This window comes from Hymenobacter nitidus (assembly GCF_020447315.1).
GTDB lineage: Bacteria > Bacteroidota > Bacteroidia > Cytophagales > Hymenobacteraceae > Hymenobacter > Hymenobacter nitidus.
In genome coordinates this window covers 381,168-403,578 of sequence record NZ_JAJADQ010000002.1, presented here as the reverse complement: position 1 = coordinate 403,578, position 22,411 = coordinate 381,168, and the positions used below count along the sequence as shown (strand labels likewise).

Sequence of the window (22,411 nt, the reverse complement as noted above, 5' to 3'; positions counted from 1 at the left end):
GATAAGTAAAAAACTTATCCCAGGTATGGTTTCAGAGCCTTGCTGCGCGAGGTGTGGCGCAGGCGGCGAATGGCTTTTTCTTTGATCTGGCGAACCCGCTCGCGGGTCAGGTTGAATTTCTCGCCGATTTCTTCCAGCGTGAGGGAATGCTCGCCGTTGAGGCCGAAATACAGCGTAATCACGTCGGCTTCGCGCTTGGTGAGCGTGCTCAGGGCGCGCTGCACTTCCTTGCGGAGCGAGTCGTTCATCAGGCCGGTATCGGGGCTCTCCTCGTCTTCGTTTTCCAGCACGTCCAGCAGACGGTTCTCCTCGCCTTGTACGAAGGGAGCATCTACCGACACGTGGCGGCCCGAAATCTTGAGCGTATCCACTACTTCGGAAGTCGTGAGCTCCAGTACTTCGGCAATTTCTTCGGGCGAGGGCTCCCGCTCGAATTTCTGCTCTAGCTCGGAAAACGACTTGGAAATCTTATTCAGCGAACCGACGCGGTTCAGGGGCAGGCGCACAATACGGGACTGCTCAGCCAAAGCCTGCAGAATCGACTGGCGAATCCACCATACGGCGTAAGAAATGAACTTAAAGCCCCGGGTTTCGTCGAAACGCTTGGCCGCTTTGATCAAACCCAGGTTGCCCTCGTTGATCAAGTCCCCCAGCGACAAGCCCTGGTTCTGGTATTGTTTGGCCACCGACACCACGAAGCGAAGGTTGGCTTTGGTCAGCTTTTCCAGCGCTTGCTGGTCGCCTTCTCGAATGCGTTGCGCCAGCGTTACCTCCTCGTCGGGGGTTAGCAAATCCACCTTGCCAATTTCCTGGAGGTATTTATCCAGCGACTGGCTTTCGCGGTTGGTGATTTGCTTGCTGATCTTTAGCTGTCTCATTGCGGGCGCGGAAGTAGAGTATTTCTGAAAATGTTAAAATCGTGTCCCTTTTACGGGTATCGGCTAATTGTGACCAACATACCGATACCCGCGAAAGTTCTACTGCAGGAAATTGCTTAGGCCTGCGCTTCGCCGTTACTGCTGGCGGCTCGCTCGGGCTTGGGCAGCAATACCTTGCGCGACAAGCGGTATTTACCCGTTTTCTTGTCGATGTCGAGCAGCTTCACGTCGATTTCCTGACCTACTTCCAGTACGCCTTCCAGCGTGGCCAGGCGGTCGTGCGACACCTCAGAAATGTGCAACAGACCGTCTTTGCCCGGCATAATTTCCACGAAGGCACCGTAGGGCTGAATGCTGCGCACTTTGCCTTTGTAGGTCTCGCCTACTTCGGGCGTGGCGGCAATGGCCCGGATGCGGCCGATGGCGGCCTCCATGTCTTCCTGGTTGGAAGCGTAGATGCTCACGTGGCCTTTCTCGTCCTTCTCCTCGATAATAACCGTGGCGTTGGTATCCTTCTGGATCTGCTGAATGACTTTGCCACCGGGTCCGATTACGGCGCCGATGTATTCTTTGTCAATCAGCATCTTGTGCGAGCGGGGCGTATGCGGCTTCAGCTCGGCAGCGGGCTGGCTGATGGTCTTGGCCATTTCGCGCAGAATGTGCAGACGACCCTCACGGGCCTGGTGCAGCGCGGCCGTCATAATTTCGGCGCTCAAGCCCTGGATTTTGATGTCCATCTGGCAAGCGACGATACCTTTCTCGGTGCCGGTCACTTTGAAGTCCATGTCGCCGAGGTGGTCCTCATCGCCCAGGATGTCGGACAGCACGGCGTATTCGCCGGTTTCCTTGTCCTGCACGAGGCCCATGGCAATGCCCGAAACGGCCGCGCGCACGGGAATACCAGCGTCCATCAACGCCATCGAGCCGGCGCAAACCGTCGCCATCGACGACGAGCCGTTCGACTCCAGGATGTCCGACACGATCCGCACGGTGTAGGGGTTCTCGTCGTCCGAAGGCATTACCTTCTTCAACGAGCGCAGCGCCAGGTTGCCGTGGCCGATTTCGCGGCGGCCGGGGCCGCGGTTGGGCTTCACCTCACCGGTCGAGAAGGCCGGGAAGTTGTAGTGCAGCATGAATTTGCTGTAGCCCGAAGTCATGGCCGTGTCGATGATCTGCTCATCGAGCTTGGTGCCCAGGGCCACCGTGGTCAAGGACTGGGTTTCGCCGCGGGTGAACAAAGCCGAACCATGGGCACCAGGCAGGTAATTCACCTCGCTCCAAATGGGGCGGATTTCGGTAAGCTGACGACCATCGAGGCGGGTGCGCTCTTTGATCATCATGTCGCGGATAGCTTTCTTCTCAGCCGAAGAATAGTAGCGACCGAACATTTTCATGTCCAGTTCGGGCTGCTCTTCCAGCAGTTTCTCAGTCAGCGACTTCTTGATGGCACCAAAACCTTCCTTACGGCCGGCTTTGCTGGTATTGCCCGACTGGGCCACCTTGTAGGCATGCTCGTACACACCCTCGTGGATGCGCTTTTTCAGATCGTCGTTTTCTTCGTACTTGGGGTACTCGCGCTTGGTGTGAGATTTCTCCACTGCAGCGGCCAGCTCCAATTGCACGCGCACCTGCTCCTTGATGGCTTCGTGGGCAAAGGCAATGGCTTCCACCATTTCTTCCTCGCTCACTTCGTTCATCTCACCTTCCACCATGGCAACCGAATCAGCGGTGGCGCCTACAATCAGGTCGATGTCGGCGCGGGCAATGTCGGCCGTCAGCGGGTTGATCTGCAGCTTGCCGTCGATGCGGGCCACGCGAACCTCCGAGATGGGGCCGGCGAAGGGAATATCCGAAATCGACAGAGCAGCCGAGGCAGCCAAAGCGGCCAAAGCATCGGGTTGCACGGTCTTATCGGCCGAAATCAGAGTAATCATTACCTGCACCTCGTAGTGATAGTCCTTGGGGAACATCGGGCGCAGGATGCGGTCTACGATGCGGCACACCAGGATTTCGTAGTCCGAGAGGCGGCCTTCACGACGCTGAAACGAGCCGGGAATGTTGCCGGCACCGCCGAACTTCTCTTGGTAATCTACTGACAGGGGCAGAAAATCCACGTCGCCCCGGGCGCTGGGCTGCGACACGACGGTAGCCAGCAGCATGGCGTCGCCGAGGCGCACAACGACGGCGCCATCCGCGAATTTGGCCAGCTTGCCGGTTTCGATGGAAATCTGCCGACCATCGGGCAGGGTAATGCTTTTGGTAATAGCGGTGTAATTGGGCATCTTCTCAGTTTGCTTGAAAAAGCGACAGCGGGCGAGCAGCCTGGAAAAACGAAGTCCGGCATCGGACCTCCTTTTGCTCTGGGTAAGCAGGAATCGTAGGGGCAACAACCCGCTGGCACCGATTCGTTACCAGCTAGGCCAAAAAAAGAGCAGGGAACCTTCGTCAAAAGGCTCCCTGCTCCAATAGGGCGAGGTTACTTGCGGATACCCAGCTCTTTGATAATCGCGCGGTAGCGGTTGATTTCGCGGTGCTGCAGGTAGTCCAGCAGACGGCGACGCTTACCAACGAGCTTCAACAGGCCCAGACGGGTCGAGAAGTCTTTCTTGTTCACCTTCAAGTGCTCGGTCAGGTGGTTGATGCGGTGCGAAAACAGAGCAATTTGCGATTCAGCCGAACCAGTATCGGTTGCGGTTTTGGTCAGGCTATTCTTCGCGAAAATTTCCTGCTTTAATGCGGTAGTGAGTTTCATCGGCAGATAGGTTTTCCCCGTCTTGGATTTAAAAATGAAAAAAGTCACCCCGCACCTCGGGGTGGCTGCAAAGGTACGATTTTTCCCGGTTTATGGTACTTCGTTTTTTGTTTTCCGCTTCCTGCTGGCAACCAAGACTCAAAACGCAGCGCGCAAGGCCCGCCGCCAGCCAAGCTAAGCGGCCCGCTTGTAGCCGCGGAAGGGCAGCTTGATTTTGCGGAACAGCCGACCCCAGATGTCGGTTTCCAGCAGGCCGGAGTCGCGGCGGGCCTGGTTGAGGAAAAACAAGCCCACGGGCAACAGCAGCAGCGTGGCCATCCACACCCCGGCTCCCACGGGCATCACCCCCTCCCGGCCATACTTCTCGCCGATGATGGACAGCACGTAGTACACGATAAAGAAGACGATGGAAATAAGCACTGGCACGCCCAAACCGCCTTTTTTGATGATGGTTCCTAACGGCGCACCAATCAGGAACATGAGCAGCACCGCCACCGACTGAGTGTACTTCTTGTAGATTTCGATGCGGAAGTTGCCGGCTTCTTTGGCCAGGTTACTCATATGCTCAGTGCTTTGGCCTACGTAGGTGCGCAGGTTACGCACCCGGTTTTCGGCCTGGTCGACCAAGGTTGTGTTGAGCACGGGCAATTTCGTGGGGGGCACCTGCCAGCCTTCCACCCGCCGGTTGAGGGCTCGGCCGGTGGTATCGAGTCGGATGTAGGTGTAGTAGGGATTGAGCTGGCGCGGAAACGTGCGCCGCTCGGTCACCAGCTTGTTGTGCAGCGAGTCGGTGAAATGCTCGAGCTCCGGGATGTTCTTCATCATCTTGTTCTCGGCAAACAGCTCCTTTTTGGTCCGCCCCAGGTCGAAAGACGCCAGCGAGAAAGTAATCAGGTTGCGGTCGAACCCCTGGCGGATGAAGCTGGCCCCGGACCGGTCGCGCGAGTCGGGCTGCTCGACGTAGGTGCGGCCGTGGTAGAGCTCCAGGCCCAGGTAGCTACCGCCGAAGCGGGTAAACATGCGGCCCGAGTCGGCCAGAATCACGGTGGAGTTGCCGCGCCCGTTGGTATGGTCGTAGATCATGACGCCCTTGAGCAGGTCGCCGTTTTCGCCTTCCTTCTTGTTTACTTTAATCGTGTAGCCGGGCAGGCCGTTGTAGAACACCCCCTCCCGGATATCCAGGGCCAGCTTCTGCTGGCGCACGTCCCAGAGCAGGCTGAAAGTTTCCAGGTTGGCGCTGGGCACAATACGGTTGTTAAACCAGAAGGCCAGGCCCGTCAGCAGCACGCTCACAATCAGGACCGGGCGCAGGATGCGGAGCAGCGAAATGCCGGAGCTCTTGATGGCCGTCAGCTCGTGGTGCTCCCCCAAGGTGCCATAAGTCATCAGGGACGAGAGCAGCACGGCCAGCGGCAGCGCCGTAGGAATGGTAATCACGCTGAACATCAGAAGCAGCTTGCTAATCACCTGCCAGCCCAGATCCTTGCCGATCAGGTCATCCATGTACTTAAGCAGGGTGACCATGAGCAGAATGAACTGCACCACGGCGAAGGTGAGCAGGAAAGGCCCGGCGAAGGCGCGCAGAATCAGCTTATCGAGTTTTTTCATGGCAGGCACTCCCCTGCCCAGCTACCGGGTGTGGCGGCTGCGGGGGAGCAAAAGACAAACGAAGATACGGCTCGTTTTGCTCTCACTCCCCCAGGTTTATTTTCAATGTTTCAGCCGCCTACCAGCTCACGCAGCTTCAGAATGAGGCTTTCCCACATCTCCTGCAGCTCAATGTCGTCGGTTTCCTCCGAGTAGTCCATCACCCGCAGGTACACTTCCTGGGTTAGCTGCGACTCCTCCAGGCTAAAATCCAGGTAGTTGGCGTCGGGCGTGTGGCGCTTGTTCTGGTCCAGAAACACGTAGCGTACCGAGCGGTTGGTGCGGTGCGAGGTCATCTCGGCGTAGTGGGGCTGGTTGTCCCAGATAAAATTGTAGCGGTGGTCTTCGTCAATGCGCACATCCTGGCAGAACCACTGCGACAGGCCGGAAGCCGACGCCAGGTAGGGGTACAAAATTTTGGGAGAAGCGTTTACGGGAAGTTCGACCGTAAACCGGTGTTTAGAACGGGTAGCAGAAAGAGGCATAAGCAGAACAGAACAAGGAAAATAGGGAGAGCCCACGGCAACGCATGCCATGGGTTCAGCCAATATACACGGCTTTTTTTTTACACAAGGCTTGCGACAGTCGAAATCTTGTCATTACCTTTGCACCACCAAAACAGGGCGGGGTAGCTCAGTTGGTTAGAGCACAGGATTCATAACCCTGAGGTCACGAGTTCAACTCTCGTCCCCGCTACACAAAAAGGCCTTCCTACTGCAGGAAGGCCTTTTGTTTTTTATTCCGGTCTGATGGCACCTCCCAATTGGCACCGTCGAAACTGAACCACCCACACCCACTCGTTTCGCGCCCAGGCAGTTGGATAAATGCTGGTCAGCAGAATGCGGAAGGCTGCTATGGCTGACCGCTGGGGCGAGCAGTGCGGGTCGTGAGGTTCGGCACAGTACCCACGCGTAGACGCGCTTCCTTCAGCGCCGCTGCTTTCACATACCGTTATACCTTCAGCCTGAGCTTCGGCTTCGGTAATAGCCTGTGTCCGCTCGGCCCGAATATGCGTCACTTCCAGAATAATATTTGGCTCCTCGGCCACGAGTAGCCGGGTGCCGGGTGAGCCAAAGGGGCAATCAATCCGAAGCTCCGGGCTGGCGCTCAGCGGCCCCGATGCAAATACTGCGTGCCCCTGCTCCATGCGCAGAAAGCAGTAGTCGTCCGGGGTATCATTCAGGGGCAGTACCGAGGAGAAACGCCGGCGGGTGACGGTTTTACGGTTCTGCCGGAGCGCCTCACGCATGGCAGGATTAAAGGAAATTGTCTGTTCAGCAGAACTATGCATAGCAAGGAAAGAAGCCGGCGAAACAAGGCCGGCACCACAAAGTACATGCTCTAATAGGCTGTATCTGCCGCAGTTATAAGCGCCGGAATAATATGACAGGCCACTCAGATAAAGAAGCCGCCAAAAGTTGATGAGCTAGGTAATCTGCACCCCAAATTCTAACAAAAAAGACCCTTAACCAGTGCTGTTAAGGGCCTTTTTTGTTAGTAGCGTTGCTGGAAAACCAGCAGCGGCTACCTACTTAATTTTCTCCACAATGCCTTTGAAAGCAGCGGGGTGGTTGAGGGCCAGATCGGCCAGAACCTTGCGGTTCAGCTCGATGCCAGCCTTTTTCAGGCCGCCCATCAATTGCGAATACGACAGACCATGCTCGCGGGCACCAGCGTTGATACGCTGAATCCAGAGGGCGCGGAACTCGCGCTTCTTGGTTTTCCGGTCGCGGTACGCGTAGAGAAGACCTTTCTCAACGGCGTTCTTGGCTACGGTCCATACGTTCTTGCGACGGCCGAAATAGCCTTTCGCCAGACGCATTACTTTCTTACGGCGGTGGCGCGAGGCCACGTGGTTTACACTTCTTGGCATAACCTACTCTTTTTTGGCGGCCGGTGACTATTCATTAAAGTCTTCGAGACCGGACGCCGGGTTGAAATTTACTTAAGCTACTCGCTGAACTTAGATGTTCAGCATGTCCTTCACGCGGTTCATGTCCGCGGAGCTAACCAAGGTTACGTGCGTCAGATTACGCTTCTGCTTGGTCGTCTTCTTCGTGAGGATGTGGCTTTTGAAGGCGTGCTTCCGCTTCACCTTGCCCGAGCCGGTGAGCGTGAAACGCTTCTTAGCACCGGATTTCGTCTTTACTTTCGGCATTGTGGTATGAATTGAGAAAAAAGAAAAAGCGGATTGAGGTGCAAGCCTACTCCTGCGCTTCCTTAGGCTGCGCTTCTTTGGGAGCCGGAGCCCCTTCTTTCGCGGCCGGGGCAGCGGGCTTCGGCTTAACCACCGACGGCGCTACTTTAGGAGCCAGGTACAGGAACATGCGCTTGCCTTCGAGCTTGGGCAGCTGCTCTACTTTGGCCAGCTCTTCCAGAGCTTGAGCAAACTTGAGCAGCAGGATTTCACCCCGCTCCTTAAACACGATGGAACGACCCACGAAGTGAACGTACGCCTTGATTTTGGCGCCTTCCTTCAGGAATTCCTGGGCGTGCTTGAGCTTAAAGGCGAAGTCGTGGTCGTCGGTGTTGGGTCCGAAGCGAATTTCCTTCAAAACTACTTTCGTAGCCTTGGCCTTCATTTCGCGGGTGCGCTTCTTCTGCTCGTACTTGAATTTCGAGTAGTCGATAACGCGACACACCGGAGGAGTAGCCGTGGGCGAAATCTCGACGAGGTCGAGGTTCTGCTCCTGGGCCATCCGACGGGCCTGCTCTATTGAATAAATGCCTTGTTCGACGTTTTCGCCGACCAGGCGTACTTCCCGGGCCGTAATCTTCTGATTGATTTTGAACGGCTCCTCTACCTGAGCGCGGGGAATGTAGCGGCGGTTGGGGGTTGCTATGAGTTGGTCCTCCTTCTGAAAGGTGAGCTGATTAACTTTTGAGCTGGTTGAACCATACAATGCCTGCGCTTGGTGGGTTCAATCAGCGGGCGAATATCCGCCTTTTTTTCCAAACCCTCAAAAAAGGCTATATAAAATTGCCCTGTGGGTTCATATTTCCAGTGGCATCGAAGCCGCAGCGCGGCTATCCATCCCGTGAATGGCGCCGAGCCGTCTAAAGCATAAAGCCCTTGTCCGTCGCAACGGGCAAGGGCTTTATGGTACTGAAGCACAAGCGGTACTCGCTAACGGTTTGCTTCTGCACCGTTTGGCAATAACCGGCAGGCCGTTATACGGCCGTCATTTCGGCGACTTGCTCCTGAAAGCTGCGGATGAAGGCTTCCAGCGGCACGCTGCCAATGTCGCCTTCCCCGTGCTTGCGCACCGACACGATGCCGTTTTCCTGCTCCTTCTCCCCTACAATCAGCATGTAAGGGACCTTGGACATCTCGGCGTCCCGGATTTTGCGGCCGATCTTCTCGTCACGGCTATCCAGGGAGCCGCGCAATTCGGCCTGCACCAGCTTGTCGTACACCTGCTGGGCGTAGTCCTGGTACTTTTCCGAAATGGGTAGCACGGCAAACTGCTCGGGCGAGAGCCACAGCGGGAAGTTGCCGGCGCAGTGCTCGATAAGCACAGCCACGAAACGCTCCAGGGAGCCGAACGGAGCACGGTGCAGCATCACGGGGCGCTGGCGGGAGTTGTCGGGGGCCACGTACTCCAGCTCGAACCGCTCGGGCAGGTTGTAGTCCACCTGAATGGTGCCGAGCTGCCACTTGCGGCCCAGCGCGTCGCGCACCATGAAGTCGAGCTTGGGGCCATAGAAGGCGGCTTCACCCAGCTCGGTTACCGTGGGCAGGCCTTTCTCGGCGGCAGCTTCCTGGATGGCGCTTTCGGCCAGGTGCCAGTTTTCATCGGAGCCGATGTACTTGGCCTTGTTTTCCGGGTCGCGCAGGGAAATCTGGGCCGTGTAGTCCTCAAAGCCCAAAGACCGGAACACGTAGAGTACCAGGTCGATAACCTTGATAAACTCTTCCTTTACTTGATCCGGGCGGCAGAAGATGTGGGCATCGTCCTGGGTGAAGCCACGGACCCGCGTGAGGCCGTGTAGCTCCCCACTTTGCTCGTAGCGGTACACCGTACCAAACTCGGCCAGGCGAATCGGTAGGTCGCGGTACGAGCGGGGCTTGGTCTTGTAAATCTCGCAGTGATGCGGGCAGTTCATGGGCTTGAGGAAGAACTCCTCCCCCGGGTTGGGCGTCTTGATGGGCTGGAACGAGTCGGCGCCGTACTTCTCGTAGTGGCCGCTAGTTACGTACAGCTCCTTGGAGCCGATGTGGGGCGTCACCACGGGCAGGTAGCCCGACTTGATCTGGGCCTTGCGCATGAACTGCTCGAGCCGCTCGCGCAGGGCGGTGCCCTTGGGCAGCCACAGCGGCAAACCCGCGCCTACCTTCTCGGAGAAGGCAAACAGCTCCAACTCCTTGCCCAGCTTGCGGTGGTCGCGGCGCTTGGCTTCCTCCAGCTTCTCGAGGTACTCGGTGAGCTCCTTGGCCTTAGGGAAGGTAATGCCGTAAATGCGCGTGAGCTGCTTGTTCTTCTCGTCGCCACGCCAGTAGGCGCCGGCCACGTTGAGCAGCTTCACGGCCTTAATGGGTGAGGTGTCGGGAATGTGGGGGCCGCGGCAGAGGTCGGTGAAGTCGCCCTGCTGGTAGAAGGTGATGCTGCCATCGTCGAGGCGCTCCAGCAAGTCGAGCTTGTAGGGGTCGTTCTTCTCGGTGAAGTAGGCAATGGCGTCGGCCTTGCTTACCTCCCGACGCTCGTAGCGGCTCTTGTTCTTGGCCAGCTCCAGCATCTTCTTCTCGATTTCGGGGAAGTTTTCCGTCGAAATCGTGCGGCCTTCGCCCAGGTCGATGTCGTAGTAGAACCCGTTTTCGATACTGGGGCCGATGCCGAGCTTCACGCCGGGATACAGCGCCTCGAGGGCTTCGGCCAGCAGGTGGGCCGAGGAATGCCAGAAGGTAGCCTTGCCGTCGGTGTCGTTCCAGGTCAGGATTTCGAGCTTGGCACTGTGGTCAATCGGGCGGTTCAGGTCGCGAACCTCCCCGTTTACGCGGACGGCCAAGGAGTTGCGGGCCAGACCTTCGCTGATGCTGGCGGCCACGTCGTAGCCGGTAGCGCCGGCCTCAAACTGGCGGACAGATCCGTCGGGAAGCGTGATGTCAATCATGAGGGGGAAATAAAGTAGCTATACAAACAGCGTTAGTCCGCAAGTTAGCAGCTTGAGGCGGTTTTTTGCGCGCAAGCATAGAATTGGCTGCATACGGAGCGGTAGCCCTGGCGGACCCGGCCCGGCTGGCGGCGCTGTTTTAGTTGGTCAGCGTTGGGGTGAAGCGCTGGGGCATGGGCGCAATCGGGGCAACCGGCCGGCGGCGGTAGAGCGTGTCGGCGCGCAGCTGGCGGGCTTTTTCCCCGGCCTTCCAGACCTTATAGGTCCAGTGGCGGTTGCCGGGGTTTTCGGCCACGAGCAGCCGGTACTGGGCTAGGGCATCGGCAGTGCGGCCCTGATTTTCGAAGCTCTCGGCCAGCATCTGGCGGGCGTTGGGCAGGCGCGGCGCGCGGCGTACGGCCCGCTGCAAATGCGGAATGGCCGCGGCATACCGGCGCTGCTTGAAAGCAGCCAGGCCCAGGCGGTAATCGGCGCGGTAGAGCGTGGTATCGAGCGTAAGGGCGCGCGAATAGCAGCGCAGGGCGCTGTCGGGCTGGCTTTGGAGCTCAAACTGCCGGCCGTGGTCATACCACAGCAGCCCGTAGGAGGGTGCCAGCTTCAGCCCCCGGCGGGTATACACTACCGCTTCGGCGGGTAGGCCGTAGGCATTCGACAGAAAGGCCAGCTGGTGCAGCGTCTCGGGCTGGCGCGGGTCGCGGGAAATGCTGGCCCGCAGGTATTGCAGCGCCTGAATGGTATCGGTAAGGGCAATATAGGCCACACCTTTATAAAATAGGGCCGCGGCATGGTCGGGCTCCTGCTGCAGGGTGCGGTCAAGCTGGTCGATGGCGTCCTGGTAGTGGCGGGCCGCCAGCTGGGTTTCGCCCACCAGCAGGTTGAGTTCGGGCGAGGAGAAGCCGCGACGGGAAGCCTCCTTAGCTGCTTCCAGGGTGGCTTGCAGGCGGTTTTGGGCGCGCAGGGCGCGGGCTCTGGTAAAGTAGAACTCGCCGGGCGCATCGTCCAGGTCAATGGCTTTGTCGATGTCGGCCAGCGCGGCCGGCACCTGCCCCGCATCCAGGCGAAAGGCGGCGCGCCGGGCGTAGAGCGAGGCTTTGCGGGGCTGGCGGGCAATGGCACCGTCGAGTTCCTGGGCCTGAATCTGGGGGCCGCTCTGCACCGAGGCCAGGTTGACCATCTTCTCGGAACGGCTGGCCGGAGCACTCTCGCAGGCGCTGAGCAGCGTGGCGCTGGTGGCAAAGCCCAGAAGAAGACGGAAAAAGCGCACGGCAGACGAAAGAAAAGAAGGCAACCGGCGCAAAGATACTCGGCGGCCGGTCAACGCCGGTGCTAAAGCGTCTTTTTGACCTTGTGGTGGAGCTGCTTGAGCATTTTCTTATTGAGCTGAATCAGCATTACGCGGCAGCGGCGGCTCATTTCCAGCTCCTCGCTGGTCACGGGCGTCAGCTGGGCAGCTTCCTGCAGCACGCTGCTGGCCCGGGTGCGCTGGCCGTGGTTGAGGTAGACCCGGGCCAGGTCGTAGCAAAACTGAATCTTTTTGGGCTCCAGCTCGTGGGCCTTGCTCAGGGCCTCGATGGCCTTGGGGGTGCTGGCGCTGCCGGGCATACCGCCCAGAAACACCTGGCTGTAGAACCGCTCCAGCAGGTTGTAGTGGTCGACGCGGTAGTGCCAGCGGCCCAGCAGCTGCCAGGCATCGGCCCACTTAGGCGCTTTATCCACGGCTTTGAACACGAAGGGCTTCATTTCCTTGTAGGCCACCAGCCGCCCGCGGGAGCTGAGCAGCGTGGCCTGGTTGACCAGCGCCAGGGCCTCGGCATAATTCGACTCCGCCCCTTCCGACTTCACCACCAGGGCCCGGGTGGAATACAGGCGGGCGGCGGCGAAATAGGCCGCTTTCCGGGTTTCATCGGTGTAGCGCGAGCCGATATGCACGCTCAGCACCGAGGCCTGCCAGAGCGCCTCGTAGTGGCCCGGCGCCTGCTTGAGCACCTGCTCGTACTTGGCCAGCGCCTCCGATTCCTTGTACTGCTGCTGCAGGCTCCGGGCGTCAGCCAGCAGCTTGCTGATGTCGGGCACGGCGGGCTGACTGAACGCCGGGCCGCCCGCCGCCAGCTCTACTCCTACTGTTAACAGCAAGAGTAGCAGCCATTTTTTAGCGCAACGAACCGGGTAAGCAGGCATTCAGAAGAGAGAAACGAACAAAGGCCGCCCGTACTTGAGCGGCCGAATTTGGCCTTGTTTAACCAGAACACAAAAAAAGTACCCCAGCTTCGCAGCCGGGGCACTTTTTCTCTAGAACAACCCGAGCTGGGCTTTGGGGCGTCGCAGAATGGCCTGGGCCCGCTCCACGTCTTCATTGGTTACATCCACCGGGCCCGACATTTCGGGCAGCGGACCGGTTTCCTCGGGGCCAGCCGAGGCCGGGCGCGGAATGGTGGCCGGGCCTTTCTTTTTGGCTACCTGCCGACGCTCCGGCTCGGGGCCTTCGTCGGTGAGCAGGGCCACGGCGTGAATCTTGAAGTAGTTGAGCTTGTTGCCCATGGCCTTCCACCCCTTCACGTCGATGAACTCGTGCAGGGTGATTTTCTCGGTTTCCTTGTCCGACTTCTTGTCGCGCTGCAGCTTCACTTCCACCTGGGGCTCGGCAAAGCAGGTGGCGCAGAGCAGCTTCGAGCCTTTGGTTTCGGAGATGAAGACGAAGCGCTTCTCCAGGGTGCTGGTTTCAATCTTGAAGCGCTTGACGTAGTGCACCTTGGTTTCGCCTTCGGCATATACGGCGCTGAGCACGGTGTCGGGCTCCAGCTTGCGCAGCAGCACGATGTTGGGCACGTCGAAGTGGTAGGCCGGGTCGGGCGACTTCAGCTCGTAGCTGCCATCCTTGTAGACCACCAGCACCGTGTTGTCGGTGTCGAAGGTGCCCAGGTAGCGGCCGTGGCCGGCCGTGTTCAGGCGGCCCACCACCGCGTCGAAGAACACCTCCCGGCCGCCCAGCGTAGAGTCGCCCAGGCTTTTCTGGGTGATTTTCTTGATGGGCTGCTTGGTCACGATGTTGCCCATCGAGCCCTTGCCCTTAATGGCCAGTTCGGCAAAGTCGAAGTCGAACTGCTTGACGCGGGCCGGAGCCTTGTCGGAGAGCTGCACGCTCACGATTTCCGACTCCGAGTTGGGGTTAGCCGTTAAGTACAGGGTTTTGGTGCCCTTGGTGCCCTTGGTCAGGTCGTAGACTTTGTCGCGGGTGATGCCGGTAACCAGGAAGCGCTTGGCAAAGCTGATGCCCGAAGCGCCGTCCAGGTAAATCATGTTGTACACCAGCCGGTCGTCATTCTTATTGTAGACGCCCACGTGCAGGATGTCCTTGCCCACGAAGGTTTTCTCGGCAATGCGGGTCACCACGAAGGTACCGTCGCGGCGGATGGCGATGATGTCGTCCAGGTCGGAGCAGTCGCAGACCGTCACGGCACTTTCGTCCTTTTTCAGGCCGTAGCCCACAAAGCCGTCGGCGTAGTTCACGTAGAGCTTCTGGTTGGCCACGGCTACTTTCTGGGCCGTTACCACATCGAAGGTGCGCAGCTGGGTTTTCCGCTCCCGGCCCGCGCCGTACTTCTTGAGCAGGCCCTCGAAGTAGGCAATGGCGTAGCGCGTGAGGTGGGCCAGGTTGTCGGCCACTTCGGCCAGCTCGGTTTCCAGCTTCTGGATGTACTCGTCGGCCTTGAAGCCGTCGAACTTGGAGATGCGCTTGATACGGATTTCGGTCAGGCGCGTCAGGTCGTCCTCGGTGATGGCGCGACGCAGCACGATGCGCTGGTCGTCGGCCTTGGCTTTCTGGCCCTCGATGCGCACAAACTTGCTCAGGCCCTTCTCAATGGTGTCGAGAATGTCCTGCCAGGTTTCGCACTCCTCGATTTTGCGGTAGATGCGGTTTTCGATGAAGATCTTCTCCAGCGAAGCCGAGTGCCACTTTTCTTCCAGCTCATCCTGTCGGATTTCCAGCTCCCGCTCCAGCAGGCGCACCGTTTTTTGGGTGCTCAGCTTCAGCATGTCCTCCACACCCACGAAGCGCGGCTTATCCTCGATAATGACGCAGGTGTTGGGCGAGATGCTGATTTCGCAGTCGGTGAAGGCGTAGAGCGCGTCCATCGTCAGGTCGGGACTCACGCCGGTGGGCAGGTGCACCTGGATTTCCACCTCGGCGGCCGTATTGTCGACCACCTTCTTAATCTTGATTTTGTTGGCTTCCGAGGCCTTCACGATGCTTTCCATCAGCGCCGTGGTGGTGGTACCGTAGGGAATATCGCGGATGACGAGCATGGTCTTATCGACCTTCTCGATGGTGGCGCGCAGGCGGATTTTGGCCCCGCGCAAGCCGCCGTTGTAGTTGGTTACGTCGCAGAGGCCGCCGGTGCTGAAGTCCGGAAACAGCTGGATGTCCTTGCCCCGCAACACGTCGATGGAGGCCTTGCACAACTCGCGGAAGTTGTGGGGCATAATCTTGGTGCTGAGGCCCACGGCAATGCCTTCCACGCCCTGAGCGAGCAGCAAGGGGAATTTCACGGGCAGCGTGGTGGGCTCGCGCTTGCGGCCGTCGTAGCTCATCTGCCACTCGGTAATGTCGGGGTTGAAGACGACGTCGAGGGCAAACTTCGAGAGGCGGGCTTCGATGTAACGCGGGGCGGCCGCGCCGTCGCCGGTACGGATGTCGCCCCAGTTGCCCTGGGTTTCGATCAGCAGATCCTTCTGGCCCAGATTCACCATGGCGTCGCCGATGCTGGCGTCGCCGTGGGGATGGTACTGCATGGTCTGGCCGATGACGTTGGCGACCTTGTTGAAGCGGCCGTCGTCCATTTCCTTCATGGCGTGCAGAATGCGGCGCTGCACGGGCTTGAGGCCGTCCTCAATGGCGGGTACGGCGCGCTCCAGAATCACGTAGGAAGCGTAGTCCAGAAACCAGTTCTGGTACATGCCGGCCACGGTGGCCACGTCGTGAATGGTTTCGCCGGGGGCAAACTTGGGCTCTTCCTCGGTTTCCTCAGTCACGGGCACGGACTCCGTCACTGCCTGCACATCTTCCGACGACTCGGCCAGCAGCAGCTCGCCGGTTTCACTGACGACGAATTCCGGCGCATCCTCGCCCGTGGGCGCGGCACCATCGGCCGGCGTGTCAGACCCAAACTCAAAGGAGTCGCCGGCGCCAAACAGGTTGGGCTGCTCTTCGTTGCTGGGGTCTTGGGGGTTCTTCTCTTCTGACACAGTGGGGTGTGGCGCTTGCCACGGTTAATGTTCTTGTACCTCTCTTCGGGCCTTGCAGCCGGAAGGCTTTTCACTTACAAAACCAGACCTCAACAAAGTCCGGGCAAAAAATGTGTAGGAGTTAGGACATGGGCGCAGGGTAAAAGCTACAAAGAAAACCGGAAGCACCCTGAGCCGCTGGTCCGGAACTCCCGGAATATCAAAAGTACCGTTAGCGGCGCAGAACGCAATATTTCTAATGCCGAGCAGGCACATAAAGTTCCTAATTTTATTAGCCATGCGCAAGCCCAAACAAAAGTTTATGACGGGTCCGTACCGAGCTTACGAGACCCATAGCCTGATTCAGCCGATCTTTTCGCGCCAACCTTTTTAGCATCCAAGAACCCGTATATGAGCAAATCTGCTTACCAGCAGCCGGCACTAGGCTCCGTACTATCCTTCCCGATCATAGAAGAAGTTTTAATTAGACCAGATGGAATTGCAGGATGCAGTCCAGCGTGCCATTCTGGTAGAGCCACCTCTTTCATTCAAACCAGCACGGACTAGCTCCCAGGGCCACACCCGCCAGCATCACTGGTACAGGTTTTGAAAAACAGAAAAAGCCGTAAAGAGATTCTCGTTACGCTTTTCTCTACTTTCCAGAAGGCCGCCCTCATCAACCGCCGGCAGAACCGGGCGTTTGAGAGCGGCAACCTGGCTACCACCGCGCCCCAGGTGCAGGCCGAGCTGGCGGAAGTTAACGCCTCTATACTTGCCGTGCAGGCCTGCAAAGTCGCTCTCTAAGCAATTCCCGGCATTACTTCTATTGCTATTTCGACGCTGCTGCCGCTTGCCGGGGGCGGCGTTTTGCATTTGGGAGTTGGTTTTTCGTCCTTTAGCCGCCTCAGGCCCGAACGATAGTAAGGCCACGCCCCACCGGCCGGGGCGCCCGGCCCCGCCTTTACCCCTCTTGACTTCTTAACCGCTTTGCACTATGCTCGACTTAGTTATTAATGCCCGCCAGGCTTCCATCAGTGCCGGCTTCGATGTGAAACGGATTTTGCCCTTTCGGGAGCGGCGCATGGTGGGGCCCTTCATCTTCATGGACCACGCCGGGCCGGTGAGCGTGCCGGCCACCCAGCTGCAAAGTCTCGACGTGCTGCCCCACCCCCACATCGGGCTGAGCACGGTGAGCTACCTGTTCGGCGGCCAGGTCACGCACCGCGACAGTCTAGGCGTGGAGCAGATTATCCGGCCGGGCGAGGTGAACTGGATGACAGCCGGCAGCGGCATTGCCCACTCCGAGCGGTTTGAGGACCCGGCCACCCTGGCCGGCGGGCAGCTGGAAATGATTCAGACCTGGGTGGCCCTGCCCGAGGCCGCCGAGGAAGCGGCCCCGAGCTTCACCAACTACCAGCCCCATGAGCTGCCTATCTTCACCGAGCCCGGCGTGTGGATGCGCCTGATTGCGGGCAGTGCCTACGGCCTGCGCAACGACGTGCAGACCCACTCGCCCCTGTTCTACTTGCATGTGGTGCTGCAGCCCGGCACGCGGTTTGGGCTGCCCCAGGGCCACCAGGAGCGTGGGGCCTACGTAGCCAAGGGCCAGGTAGAGGTTGCGGGCCACTTTTACTCGGCGGGGCAGCTGCTGGTGTTTACCCCCGGCCAGGACCCCGTACTCATTGCCCGCGAAGCCACCACGCTTATGCTGTTAGGCGGCGAGCAACTGGGGCCCCGCTTTATCTGGTGGAACTTCGTGTCGTCGCGCAAGGAGCGCATCGAGCAGGCCAAGGCCGACTGGGCCGCCGGCCGCATTGCCCTACCCCCCACCGACAACCACGAGTTTATTCCCCTGCCCCAGGATAAGTCGCGGCCCGCGTCGTCGGCCTCCGCGGCGCCCGAGCCGCTGTCGTAACGGATAGCGGGCGGCAAAACCCGAAACGGCCACTCCCGACGTGTCGGGAGTGGCCGTTTCGGGTTGTATACCCCCGGGATTTAGCGGGAGCTGAACAACGACAAAATACCTGGGTGAGGACCGGGGGTCCGGGCCTGGCGACTTGCCAGCAGCAGACCCAGGAGCGCCAGTAGCAGCAGCCAGCCCATGGCGCGCTGCCGCCAGGGCGAAGAACCATTCGGGGCTGAGGGCGCGGAACCCGACGAGAAAGAAGGTAGTGATGAGGCCATAGGTGCGGAGAATAAGGAGCGGACAGAACCCTCATACGGGCTGCTACAAATAAAGTCGCAAACCACATACGACGGTATCACATAGTGATGTGACTTACCGAAATAAATCAAGCCGCAGCTCACTCCAACTCCCAGGTTTTGGTCGCACTCTGCCGCTGCGTATTTCCTTGTCCTCAAGACTAGTACTCCCGGAAACATCCCTGCCACTCTCACTCCCGCCGCCCTTCGCACGAAGAAACCACTCCTGACCGACCCGCGCCTGCGCAAATGGCCCGAAACGAAGGCTCCCTCCACCGGGTGCTGGTACGCTTAAAGCCGGCTCCTTTCTAATTCCCATTCAAGCCTACCCCGACTGGCGGCCAACTGTTCCGGCGTTGACCAGTCGCATGTGGCCCGCTATAATTGAAGCCTCACTAAAGCCGGTGCACCCGCAATAAAAAGCCCCACCCGATGCATTCGGGTGGGGCTTTGGGTCGGTATCAGACCGATGCCGGGGCGCGAATACGCGCCTTTACAGCCTTTAGGCGAAGGCCATGTCTTCCTCGGCTACTTCCTCAACGGGCAGCACATCGGAGGTCACCAGGTCTTTTTCCAGGCGCAGGTTGTCGATGATGAATTCCTGGCGGGCCGGGGTGTTTTTGCCCATGTAATAGGTCAGCACCTGCTGAATCGAGCGGTCGGACTGCAGGATGACGGGCTCCAGCTTGATGTTGTCGCCGATAAACTTACCGAACTCGTCGGGGCTGATTTCGCCCAGGCCCTTGAAACGGGTGATTTCGGGGTTGCGGCCCAGCTTGCGCATGGCCTCCTGCTTTTCCTGCTCGCTGTAGCAGTAGATAGTGGTCTTCTTGTTGCGCACCCGGAACAGGGGCGTTTCCAGGATAAACACGTGGCCGTTGCGGACTAAATCGGGGAAGAACTGCAGGAAGAAGGTGAGCAGCAGCAGGCGAATGTGCATGCCGTCCACGTCGGCGTCGGTGGCGATGACCACGCGGTTGTAGCGCAGTCCCTCGATGCCTTCCTCGATGTTGAGGGCGTGCTGGAGCAGGTTCAGCTCCTCGTTCTCGTATACGATTTTCTTCTTGAGCCCAAAGCAGTTCAGGGGCTTGCCGCGCAGCGAGAAGACGGCCTCCGTCTCCACGTTGCGGCTCTTGGTGATGGAGCCCGAGGCCGAGTCGCCCTCGGTGATGAAGAGCGTGGTCTGGGCTTCGGCGTCCTGCTTGCCTTCGCCGAAGTGGAAGCGGCAGTCGCGCAGCTTGCGGTTGTGCAGGTTGGCTTTCTTGGCGCGCTGGTTGGCCAGTTTTTTCACGCCCGCCATGTCCTTACGCTCCCGCTCGCTCTGCTCGATGCGCTTTTTGAGGGCCTCCTTTACATCGGGGTGCCGGTGCAGGTAGTTATCCAGGTGCTCCTTGATGAAGTCCAGGATAAAGCCGCGCACGGTGGGCCCATCCTCGCCCATATTAATGGAACCGAGCTTGGTTTTGGTCTGCGACTCGAACACGGGCTCCTGCACCCGCACCGAAATGGCGGCAATAATGCTGGCCCGGATATCGGTGGCGTCGTATTCCTTGCCGTAATGCTCGCGCACGGTTTTGACCACGGCCTCGCGGAAGGCCGCCAGGTGGGTACCGCCCTGGGTGGTGTACTGCCCGTTCACGAAGGAGTAGTACTCTTCGCCGTAGTCGTTGCCGTGGGTCAGGGCCAGCTCGATGTCGGGGGCCTTGAGGTGGATGATAGGGTAACGGATGCTGTCGGCGTCGGCTTTGCGGGCCAGCAGGTCGAGCAGGCCGTTTTCGGAGTAGTACTTCTGGCCGTTGAAGTTGATGGTCAGCCCCGCGTTGAGGTAGACGTAGTTCCAGATCTGATTTTCGAGGTATTCCGGGATGAAGCGGTAGTTCTTGAAAATCGTGTCGTCGGGCTGAAACACCATCAGCGTACCGTTGCGCTGGCTGGTTTTCACCGGCTTGGGGTCCTGCTTGAGGTTGCCACGCTCAAACTCGGCCGACTTCATCTGGCCTTCGCGCACGCTCTGCACCAGAAAGTAATTGCTGAGGGCGTTAACCGCTTTGGTACCGACCCCGTTTAAGCCCACAGACTTCTGGAAAACCTTGGAGTCGTACTTGCCGCCCGTATTGATTTTACTGACCACATCCACCACCTTGCCCAGCGGAATGCCGCGCCCGTAGTCGCGCACCTGCACCCGGCTGTCGGAAATCTTGATGTCGATGGTGCGGCCGTGGCCCATAACGTGCTCATCAATGGAGTTATCAATAACTTCCTTGACCAACACGTAAATGCCGTCATCGTAGGCGGAACCGTCGCCGAGCTTACCGATATACATGCCAGGGCGCAGCCGGATATGCTCGCGCCAGTCCAGGGAACGGATGCTGTCCTCGGTGTAGCCGTGGTCGGGAATCGCAGCGATGGGTAGTTCTTCGTCAGCCATTGTACTTTACGCAAATCAAATTTGAGGTAAAATAACGCAGAAAATTGAGGTTTTCCGCGCCTTGTTTTCGCTACTAAAGTTAGCAAAACCATTCTTCACAACCTAAGACCCGCCCGCAAGGTTCACCCCAAAAGCTGCTTTTTACCATTTTCAGCAGGCTTCCCCTTCTCCCACACTCTCCAACCTAATTAGCAATATGCTTCCTCCCGTTACTCAACATAACTTGCCTCCCTCGGGCCACAAGCCCCAGCCGGAGGTAAAGCAGCGCCCTATTGTGCAGTTCACCTACATACTACTGGCCGGCGTGCTGCTGGTGTATTCCCTCAAGGTGCTGGACGACGTGCTGCTGCCCCTGGCTTTCGCGGCCGTGTTTACGCTGCTGCTGCTGCCCATCTGCCGGTGGCTGGAGCGGCACGGCATCGGCCGCATCTGGGCCATTATCCTGTGTTTGCTGCTGCTCATCGTCATTTTCGCGGGCATCGTGCTGGCCTTCGGCTCCCAGCTCACCCAGTTCAAGGACGAGCTGCCCAAGCTGCAGGTCAAGACCATGGAGTTCTTCAACCAGGCCCAGGAGTGGGCCCACCAGCGCTTCGGCTACAAGCCCATGAGCATCGAGGAAGTGAAAGAATCGACGGTGAAGGCCCTGAAAAAATCGGGCGGCACCTACCTGGGCACCACCCTAAACATGACCACCAACGCCTTCAGCAACCTGGCCCAGGTGCTGATCTATATTTTCTGCTTGCTGCTCTACCGCGACCATCTGCGGCAGTTCATGTTCCGTTTCGTGGCTCCCGACAAGCGTACGGCCGTGCTGCACACCGTCGACAGCATTCAGACCGTGGTGCAGGCCTACATTTCGGGCCTGTTCAAGGTTATCGTCATCGTGGCCATTCTCAACGGCATCGGGCTGGTGGCCCTGGGCGTTAAGTTTGCCATCTTCTTCGCCATTTTCGCCTCGGTGCTGGCCGTTATTCCCTACATCGGCATTCTGATCGGGGCTACCCTGCCGGCCCTGATTACACTGGTCGAAACCGGCTCCCCGCTGCAGGCGCTGGGCGTTATCGGCGTGTTCGTGTTCGTGCAGTTTCTGGAGGGCAACTTCATTACCCCCATGATTACCGGCTCCCAGGTCAGCATCAACCCGCTGGCCGCCATCCTGGCCCTGATTCTGGGCAACGAGCTGTGGGGTACGCCCGGTATGATTCTGAGCATTCCGATTATGGCCGTCATCAAGGTAGTGCTGGATGCGAGCAAAACCACCGAGCCCTGGGGCTTCCTGCTCGGCGACACGGCCGAGGGCGAGGACTCGACCAAGCCCGGCAACGAAAACAAGGACAAGGAGCTGAGCCTGTGGCAGCGCCTGCTGGGCCGCAAGGCCAAGCAGGCCAGCTAAGGCCCCCGTTCCCGACGAATACTCCGCCCCCGTCAGCAGCTGCTGGCGAGGGCTTTTTTTGGCCAACCAATTGCCTGTTACCGCTATAAACTAAATTTTATAAGCGCCCGGGAGTAACCCTACTGTTGCGTTGGGGGTATAAAAGCCCAGTCGACGGCACCCCGTTAACTGTTCTGTACTCTTCGTTCCACCTAAACTTTTCTTGTCTTATGGCAATTATCACCGGAGAAACCGCCCGCGCATACAACGACCTCGTCGAAATCAATAAAACGGCCGCCAAAGGCTACCAGGAAGCCGCCGAAGGCGTGAGCAGCCCCGATCTGAAGTCGAAGCTGAGCCAGCTGAGCCAGCAACGCTCCCAGTTCGTGTCGCAGCTCTCGCAGCAGGCCCAGCAGCTCGGTATCAATGCCCAGGACGGTAATACCGTGGAAGGCGTGGTAGCGGATGCCGCCGCCGCCGTACACCGCGGCTGGATCAACATCAAATCGGCCATTACGGGCCAGGACGACTCGGCCATTCTGGGCGAGTGCGAAACCGGTGACGCTACGGCCCTGGCCGCGTACGAAACGGCGCTGAAGTCGCAGGAAATTCCGGCCCAGGCCCGCACCATTATCGAGCAGCAGCACAGCGAGATTCTGACCGCCAAAAACTGGGTAACCCAGCAGAAAGGCACCCGCTAGGCTTCTCTAGCCTTTGATTCTTTGAAAAAGCCCACCCGTAACGGTGGGCTTTTTTTGTGGGGCCAGACCCTGCGCCGGTATTTGCCGGAATAGGGT

The 22,411-nt window shown here is 58.9% G+C and carries 20 protein-coding genes and 1 tRNA gene; 6 read left to right on the top strand and 15 right to left on the bottom strand.

The features are described 5' to 3' along the window. Positions 1-14 precede the first annotated feature (14 nt). From LGH70_RS05135 to rpsO, 3 genes are all read right to left on the bottom strand, one after another. A complete protein-coding gene (locus LGH70_RS05135; protein ID WP_073111364.1) occupies positions 15-878 on the bottom strand; it encodes a sigma-70 family RNA polymerase sigma factor in 864 nt (287 codons plus the stop codon). Positions 879-994: 116 nt separating this feature from the next. Continuing rightward, the gene (gene pnp / locus LGH70_RS05130; protein WP_226183334.1) at positions 995-3,160 is read right to left on the bottom strand and encodes a polyribonucleotide nucleotidyltransferase; all 2,166 of its coding nucleotides are present in this window, start codon (positions 3,158-3,160) and stop codon (positions 995-997) included. A gap of 194 nt (positions 3,161-3,354) precedes the next feature. After that, a complete protein-coding gene (gene rpsO / locus LGH70_RS05125) occupies positions 3,355-3,630 on the bottom strand; it encodes a 30S ribosomal protein S15 (RefSeq protein WP_226183332.1) in 276 nt (91 codons plus the stop codon). A 34-nt stretch (positions 3,631-3,664) separates the two neighbouring features. On the opposite strand from rpsO, the gene LGH70_RS05120 reads away from it, so the two are divergent. Beyond that, positions 3,665-3,808, top strand: coding sequence for a hypothetical protein (locus LGH70_RS05120; protein WP_226183330.1), 144 nt, complete (start codon positions 3,665-3,667; stop codon positions 3,806-3,808). Here the strand turns inward: LGH70_RS05120 and LGH70_RS05115 are convergent. Further along, the gene (locus LGH70_RS05115; protein ID WP_226183328.1) at positions 3,805-5,238 is read right to left on the bottom strand and encodes an LptF/LptG family permease; all 1,434 of its coding nucleotides are present in this window, start codon (positions 5,236-5,238) and stop codon (positions 3,805-3,807) included. The genes LGH70_RS05120 and LGH70_RS05115 overlap by 4 nt on opposite strands. A gap of 110 nt (positions 5,239-5,348) precedes the next feature. Further along, positions 5,349-5,762, bottom strand: coding sequence for an START-like domain-containing protein (locus LGH70_RS05110; protein WP_226183326.1), 414 nt, complete (start codon positions 5,760-5,762; stop codon positions 5,349-5,351). A gap of 137 nt (positions 5,763-5,899) precedes the next feature. Between LGH70_RS05110 and LGH70_RS05105 the strand changes: the two genes are divergently transcribed. Beyond that, positions 5,900-5,973, top strand: a tRNA-Met gene (locus tag LGH70_RS05105). Between the two features lie 40 nt (positions 5,974-6,013). Here the strand turns inward: LGH70_RS05105 and LGH70_RS05100 are convergent. The 8 genes from LGH70_RS05100 to LGH70_RS05065 form a co-directional block, all read right to left on the bottom strand. Then, positions 6,014-6,568 carry a hypothetical protein gene (locus LGH70_RS05100; protein ID WP_226183324.1) on the bottom strand — a complete coding sequence of 185 codons (555 nt, stop codon included), beginning with the start codon at positions 6,566-6,568 and terminating at the stop codon, positions 6,014-6,016. Between the two features lie 237 nt (positions 6,569-6,805). After that, positions 6,806-7,150 carry a 50S ribosomal protein L20 gene (gene rplT / locus LGH70_RS05095; protein ID WP_135499478.1) on the bottom strand — a complete coding sequence of 115 codons (345 nt, stop codon included), beginning with the start codon at positions 7,148-7,150 and terminating at the stop codon, positions 6,806-6,808. Positions 7,151-7,240: 90 nt separating this feature from the next. Then, positions 7,241-7,435 (bottom strand): 50S ribosomal protein L35, encoded by a 195-nt coding sequence (gene rpmI, locus LGH70_RS05090; protein WP_226183322.1) that lies wholly within the window; start codon positions 7,433-7,435, stop codon positions 7,241-7,243. 46 nt (positions 7,436-7,481) lie between these two features. Continuing rightward, the gene (gene infC / locus LGH70_RS05085) at positions 7,482-8,120 is read right to left on the bottom strand and encodes a translation initiation factor IF-3 (protein ID WP_226183737.1); all 639 of its coding nucleotides are present in this window, start codon (positions 8,118-8,120) and stop codon (positions 7,482-7,484) included. Between the two features lie 328 nt (positions 8,121-8,448). Continuing rightward, positions 8,449-10,389, bottom strand: coding sequence for a threonine--tRNA ligase (gene thrS, locus LGH70_RS05080; RefSeq protein WP_226183320.1), 1,941 nt, complete (start codon positions 10,387-10,389; stop codon positions 8,449-8,451). A gap of 139 nt (positions 10,390-10,528) precedes the next feature. Then, the gene (locus tag LGH70_RS05075) at positions 10,529-11,653 is read right to left on the bottom strand and encodes a tetratricopeptide repeat protein (protein ID WP_226183318.1); all 1,125 of its coding nucleotides are present in this window, start codon (positions 11,651-11,653) and stop codon (positions 10,529-10,531) included. A gap of 62 nt (positions 11,654-11,715) precedes the next feature. Beyond that, positions 11,716-12,522, bottom strand: coding sequence for a tetratricopeptide repeat protein (locus tag LGH70_RS05070; protein ID WP_226183316.1), 807 nt, complete (start codon positions 12,520-12,522; stop codon positions 11,716-11,718). A 156-nt stretch (positions 12,523-12,678) separates the two neighbouring features. Next, positions 12,679-15,420 carry a DNA gyrase/topoisomerase IV subunit A gene (locus tag LGH70_RS05065; RefSeq protein ID WP_348533737.1) on the bottom strand — a complete coding sequence of 914 codons (2,742 nt, stop codon included), beginning with the start codon at positions 15,418-15,420 and terminating at the stop codon, positions 12,679-12,681. 798 nt (positions 15,421-16,218) lie between these two features. On the opposite strand from LGH70_RS05065, the gene LGH70_RS05060 reads away from it, so the two are divergent. Together LGH70_RS05060 and LGH70_RS05055 are read left to right on the top strand one after the other, a co-directional pair. Then, positions 16,219-16,416, top strand: a complete 198-nt coding sequence (locus LGH70_RS05060) for a hypothetical protein (RefSeq protein ID WP_226183314.1) — start codon at positions 16,219-16,221, stop codon at positions 16,414-16,416. Between the two features lie 190 nt (positions 16,417-16,606). Beyond that, on the top strand, positions 16,607-17,527 hold the full coding sequence (locus LGH70_RS05055) for a pirin family protein (protein ID WP_226183311.1): 921 nt from the start codon (positions 16,607-16,609) through the stop codon (positions 17,525-17,527). Between the two features lie 80 nt (positions 17,528-17,607). Here the strand turns inward: LGH70_RS05055 and LGH70_RS05050 are convergent, their stop codons facing one another. Together LGH70_RS05050 and LGH70_RS05045 are read right to left on the bottom strand one after the other, a co-directional pair. Further along, positions 17,608-17,796 (bottom strand): hypothetical protein, encoded by a 189-nt coding sequence (locus tag LGH70_RS05050; RefSeq protein WP_226183309.1) that lies wholly within the window; start codon positions 17,794-17,796, stop codon positions 17,608-17,610. Positions 17,797-18,316: 520 nt separating this feature from the next. Beyond that, on the bottom strand, positions 18,317-20,242 hold the full coding sequence (locus LGH70_RS05045) for a DNA topoisomerase IV subunit B (RefSeq protein WP_226183307.1): 1,926 nt from the start codon (positions 20,240-20,242) through the stop codon (positions 18,317-18,319). 196 nt (positions 20,243-20,438) lie between these two features. Between LGH70_RS05045 and LGH70_RS05040 the strand changes: the two genes are divergently transcribed. Continuing rightward, a complete protein-coding gene (locus LGH70_RS05040; RefSeq protein WP_226183305.1) occupies positions 20,439-21,635 on the top strand; it encodes an AI-2E family transporter in 1,197 nt (398 codons plus the stop codon). A 209-nt stretch (positions 21,636-21,844) separates the two neighbouring features. After that, on the top strand, positions 21,845-22,315 hold the full coding sequence (locus LGH70_RS05035; RefSeq protein ID WP_226183303.1) for a ferritin-like domain-containing protein: 471 nt from the start codon (positions 21,845-21,847) through the stop codon (positions 22,313-22,315). Positions 22,316-22,411 lie beyond the last annotated feature (96 nt).

Bases quoted from the DNA above. Each gene is read 5' to 3' on its own strand.
- LGH70_RS05045 (WP_226183307.1), bottom strand. From the start codon at position 20,242: ATGGCTGACGAAGAACTACCCATCGCTGCGATTCCCGACCACGGCTAC.
- thrS (WP_226183320.1), bottom strand. From the start codon at position 10,389: ATGATTGACATCACGCTTCCCGACGGATCTGTCCGCCAGTTTGAGGCC.
- LGH70_RS05035 (WP_226183303.1), top strand. From the start codon at position 21,845: ATGGCAATTATCACCGGAGAAACCGCCCGCGCATACAACGACCTCGTC.
- rpmI (WP_226183322.1), bottom strand. From the start codon at position 7,435: ATGCCGAAAGTAAAGACGAAATCCGGTGCTAAGAAGCGTTTCACGCTC.
- LGH70_RS05040 (WP_226183305.1), top strand. From the start codon at position 20,439: ATGCTTCCTCCCGTTACTCAACATAACTTGCCTCCCTCGGGCCACAAG.
- rplT (WP_135499478.1), bottom strand. From the start codon at position 7,150: ATGCCAAGAAGTGTAAACCACGTGGCCTCGCGCCACCGCCGTAAGAAA.
- LGH70_RS05115 (WP_226183328.1), bottom strand. From the start codon at position 5,238: ATGAAAAAACTCGATAAGCTGATTCTGCGCGCCTTCGCCGGGCCTTTC.
- LGH70_RS05050 (WP_226183309.1), bottom strand. From the start codon at position 17,796: ATGGCCTCATCACTACCTTCTTTCTCGTCGGGTTCCGCGCCCTCAGCC.
- LGH70_RS05100 (WP_226183324.1), bottom strand. From the start codon at position 6,568: ATGCATAGTTCTGCTGAACAGACAATTTCCTTTAATCCTGCCATGCGT.
- LGH70_RS05135 (WP_073111364.1), bottom strand. From the start codon at position 878: ATGAGACAGCTAAAGATCAGCAAGCAAATCACCAACCGCGAAAGCCAG.
- LGH70_RS05055 (WP_226183311.1), top strand. From the start codon at position 16,607: ATGCTCGACTTAGTTATTAATGCCCGCCAGGCTTCCATCAGTGCCGGC.
- LGH70_RS05120 (WP_226183330.1), top strand. From the start codon at position 3,665: ATGAAAAAAGTCACCCCGCACCTCGGGGTGGCTGCAAAGGTACGATTT.
- rpsO (WP_226183332.1), bottom strand. From the start codon at position 3,630: ATGAAACTCACTACCGCATTAAAGCAGGAAATTTTCGCGAAGAATAGC.
- LGH70_RS05110 (WP_226183326.1), bottom strand. From the start codon at position 5,762: ATGCCTCTTTCTGCTACCCGTTCTAAACACCGGTTTACGGTCGAACTT.
- pnp (WP_226183334.1), bottom strand. From the start codon at position 3,160: ATGCCCAATTACACCGCTATTACCAAAAGCATTACCCTGCCCGATGGT.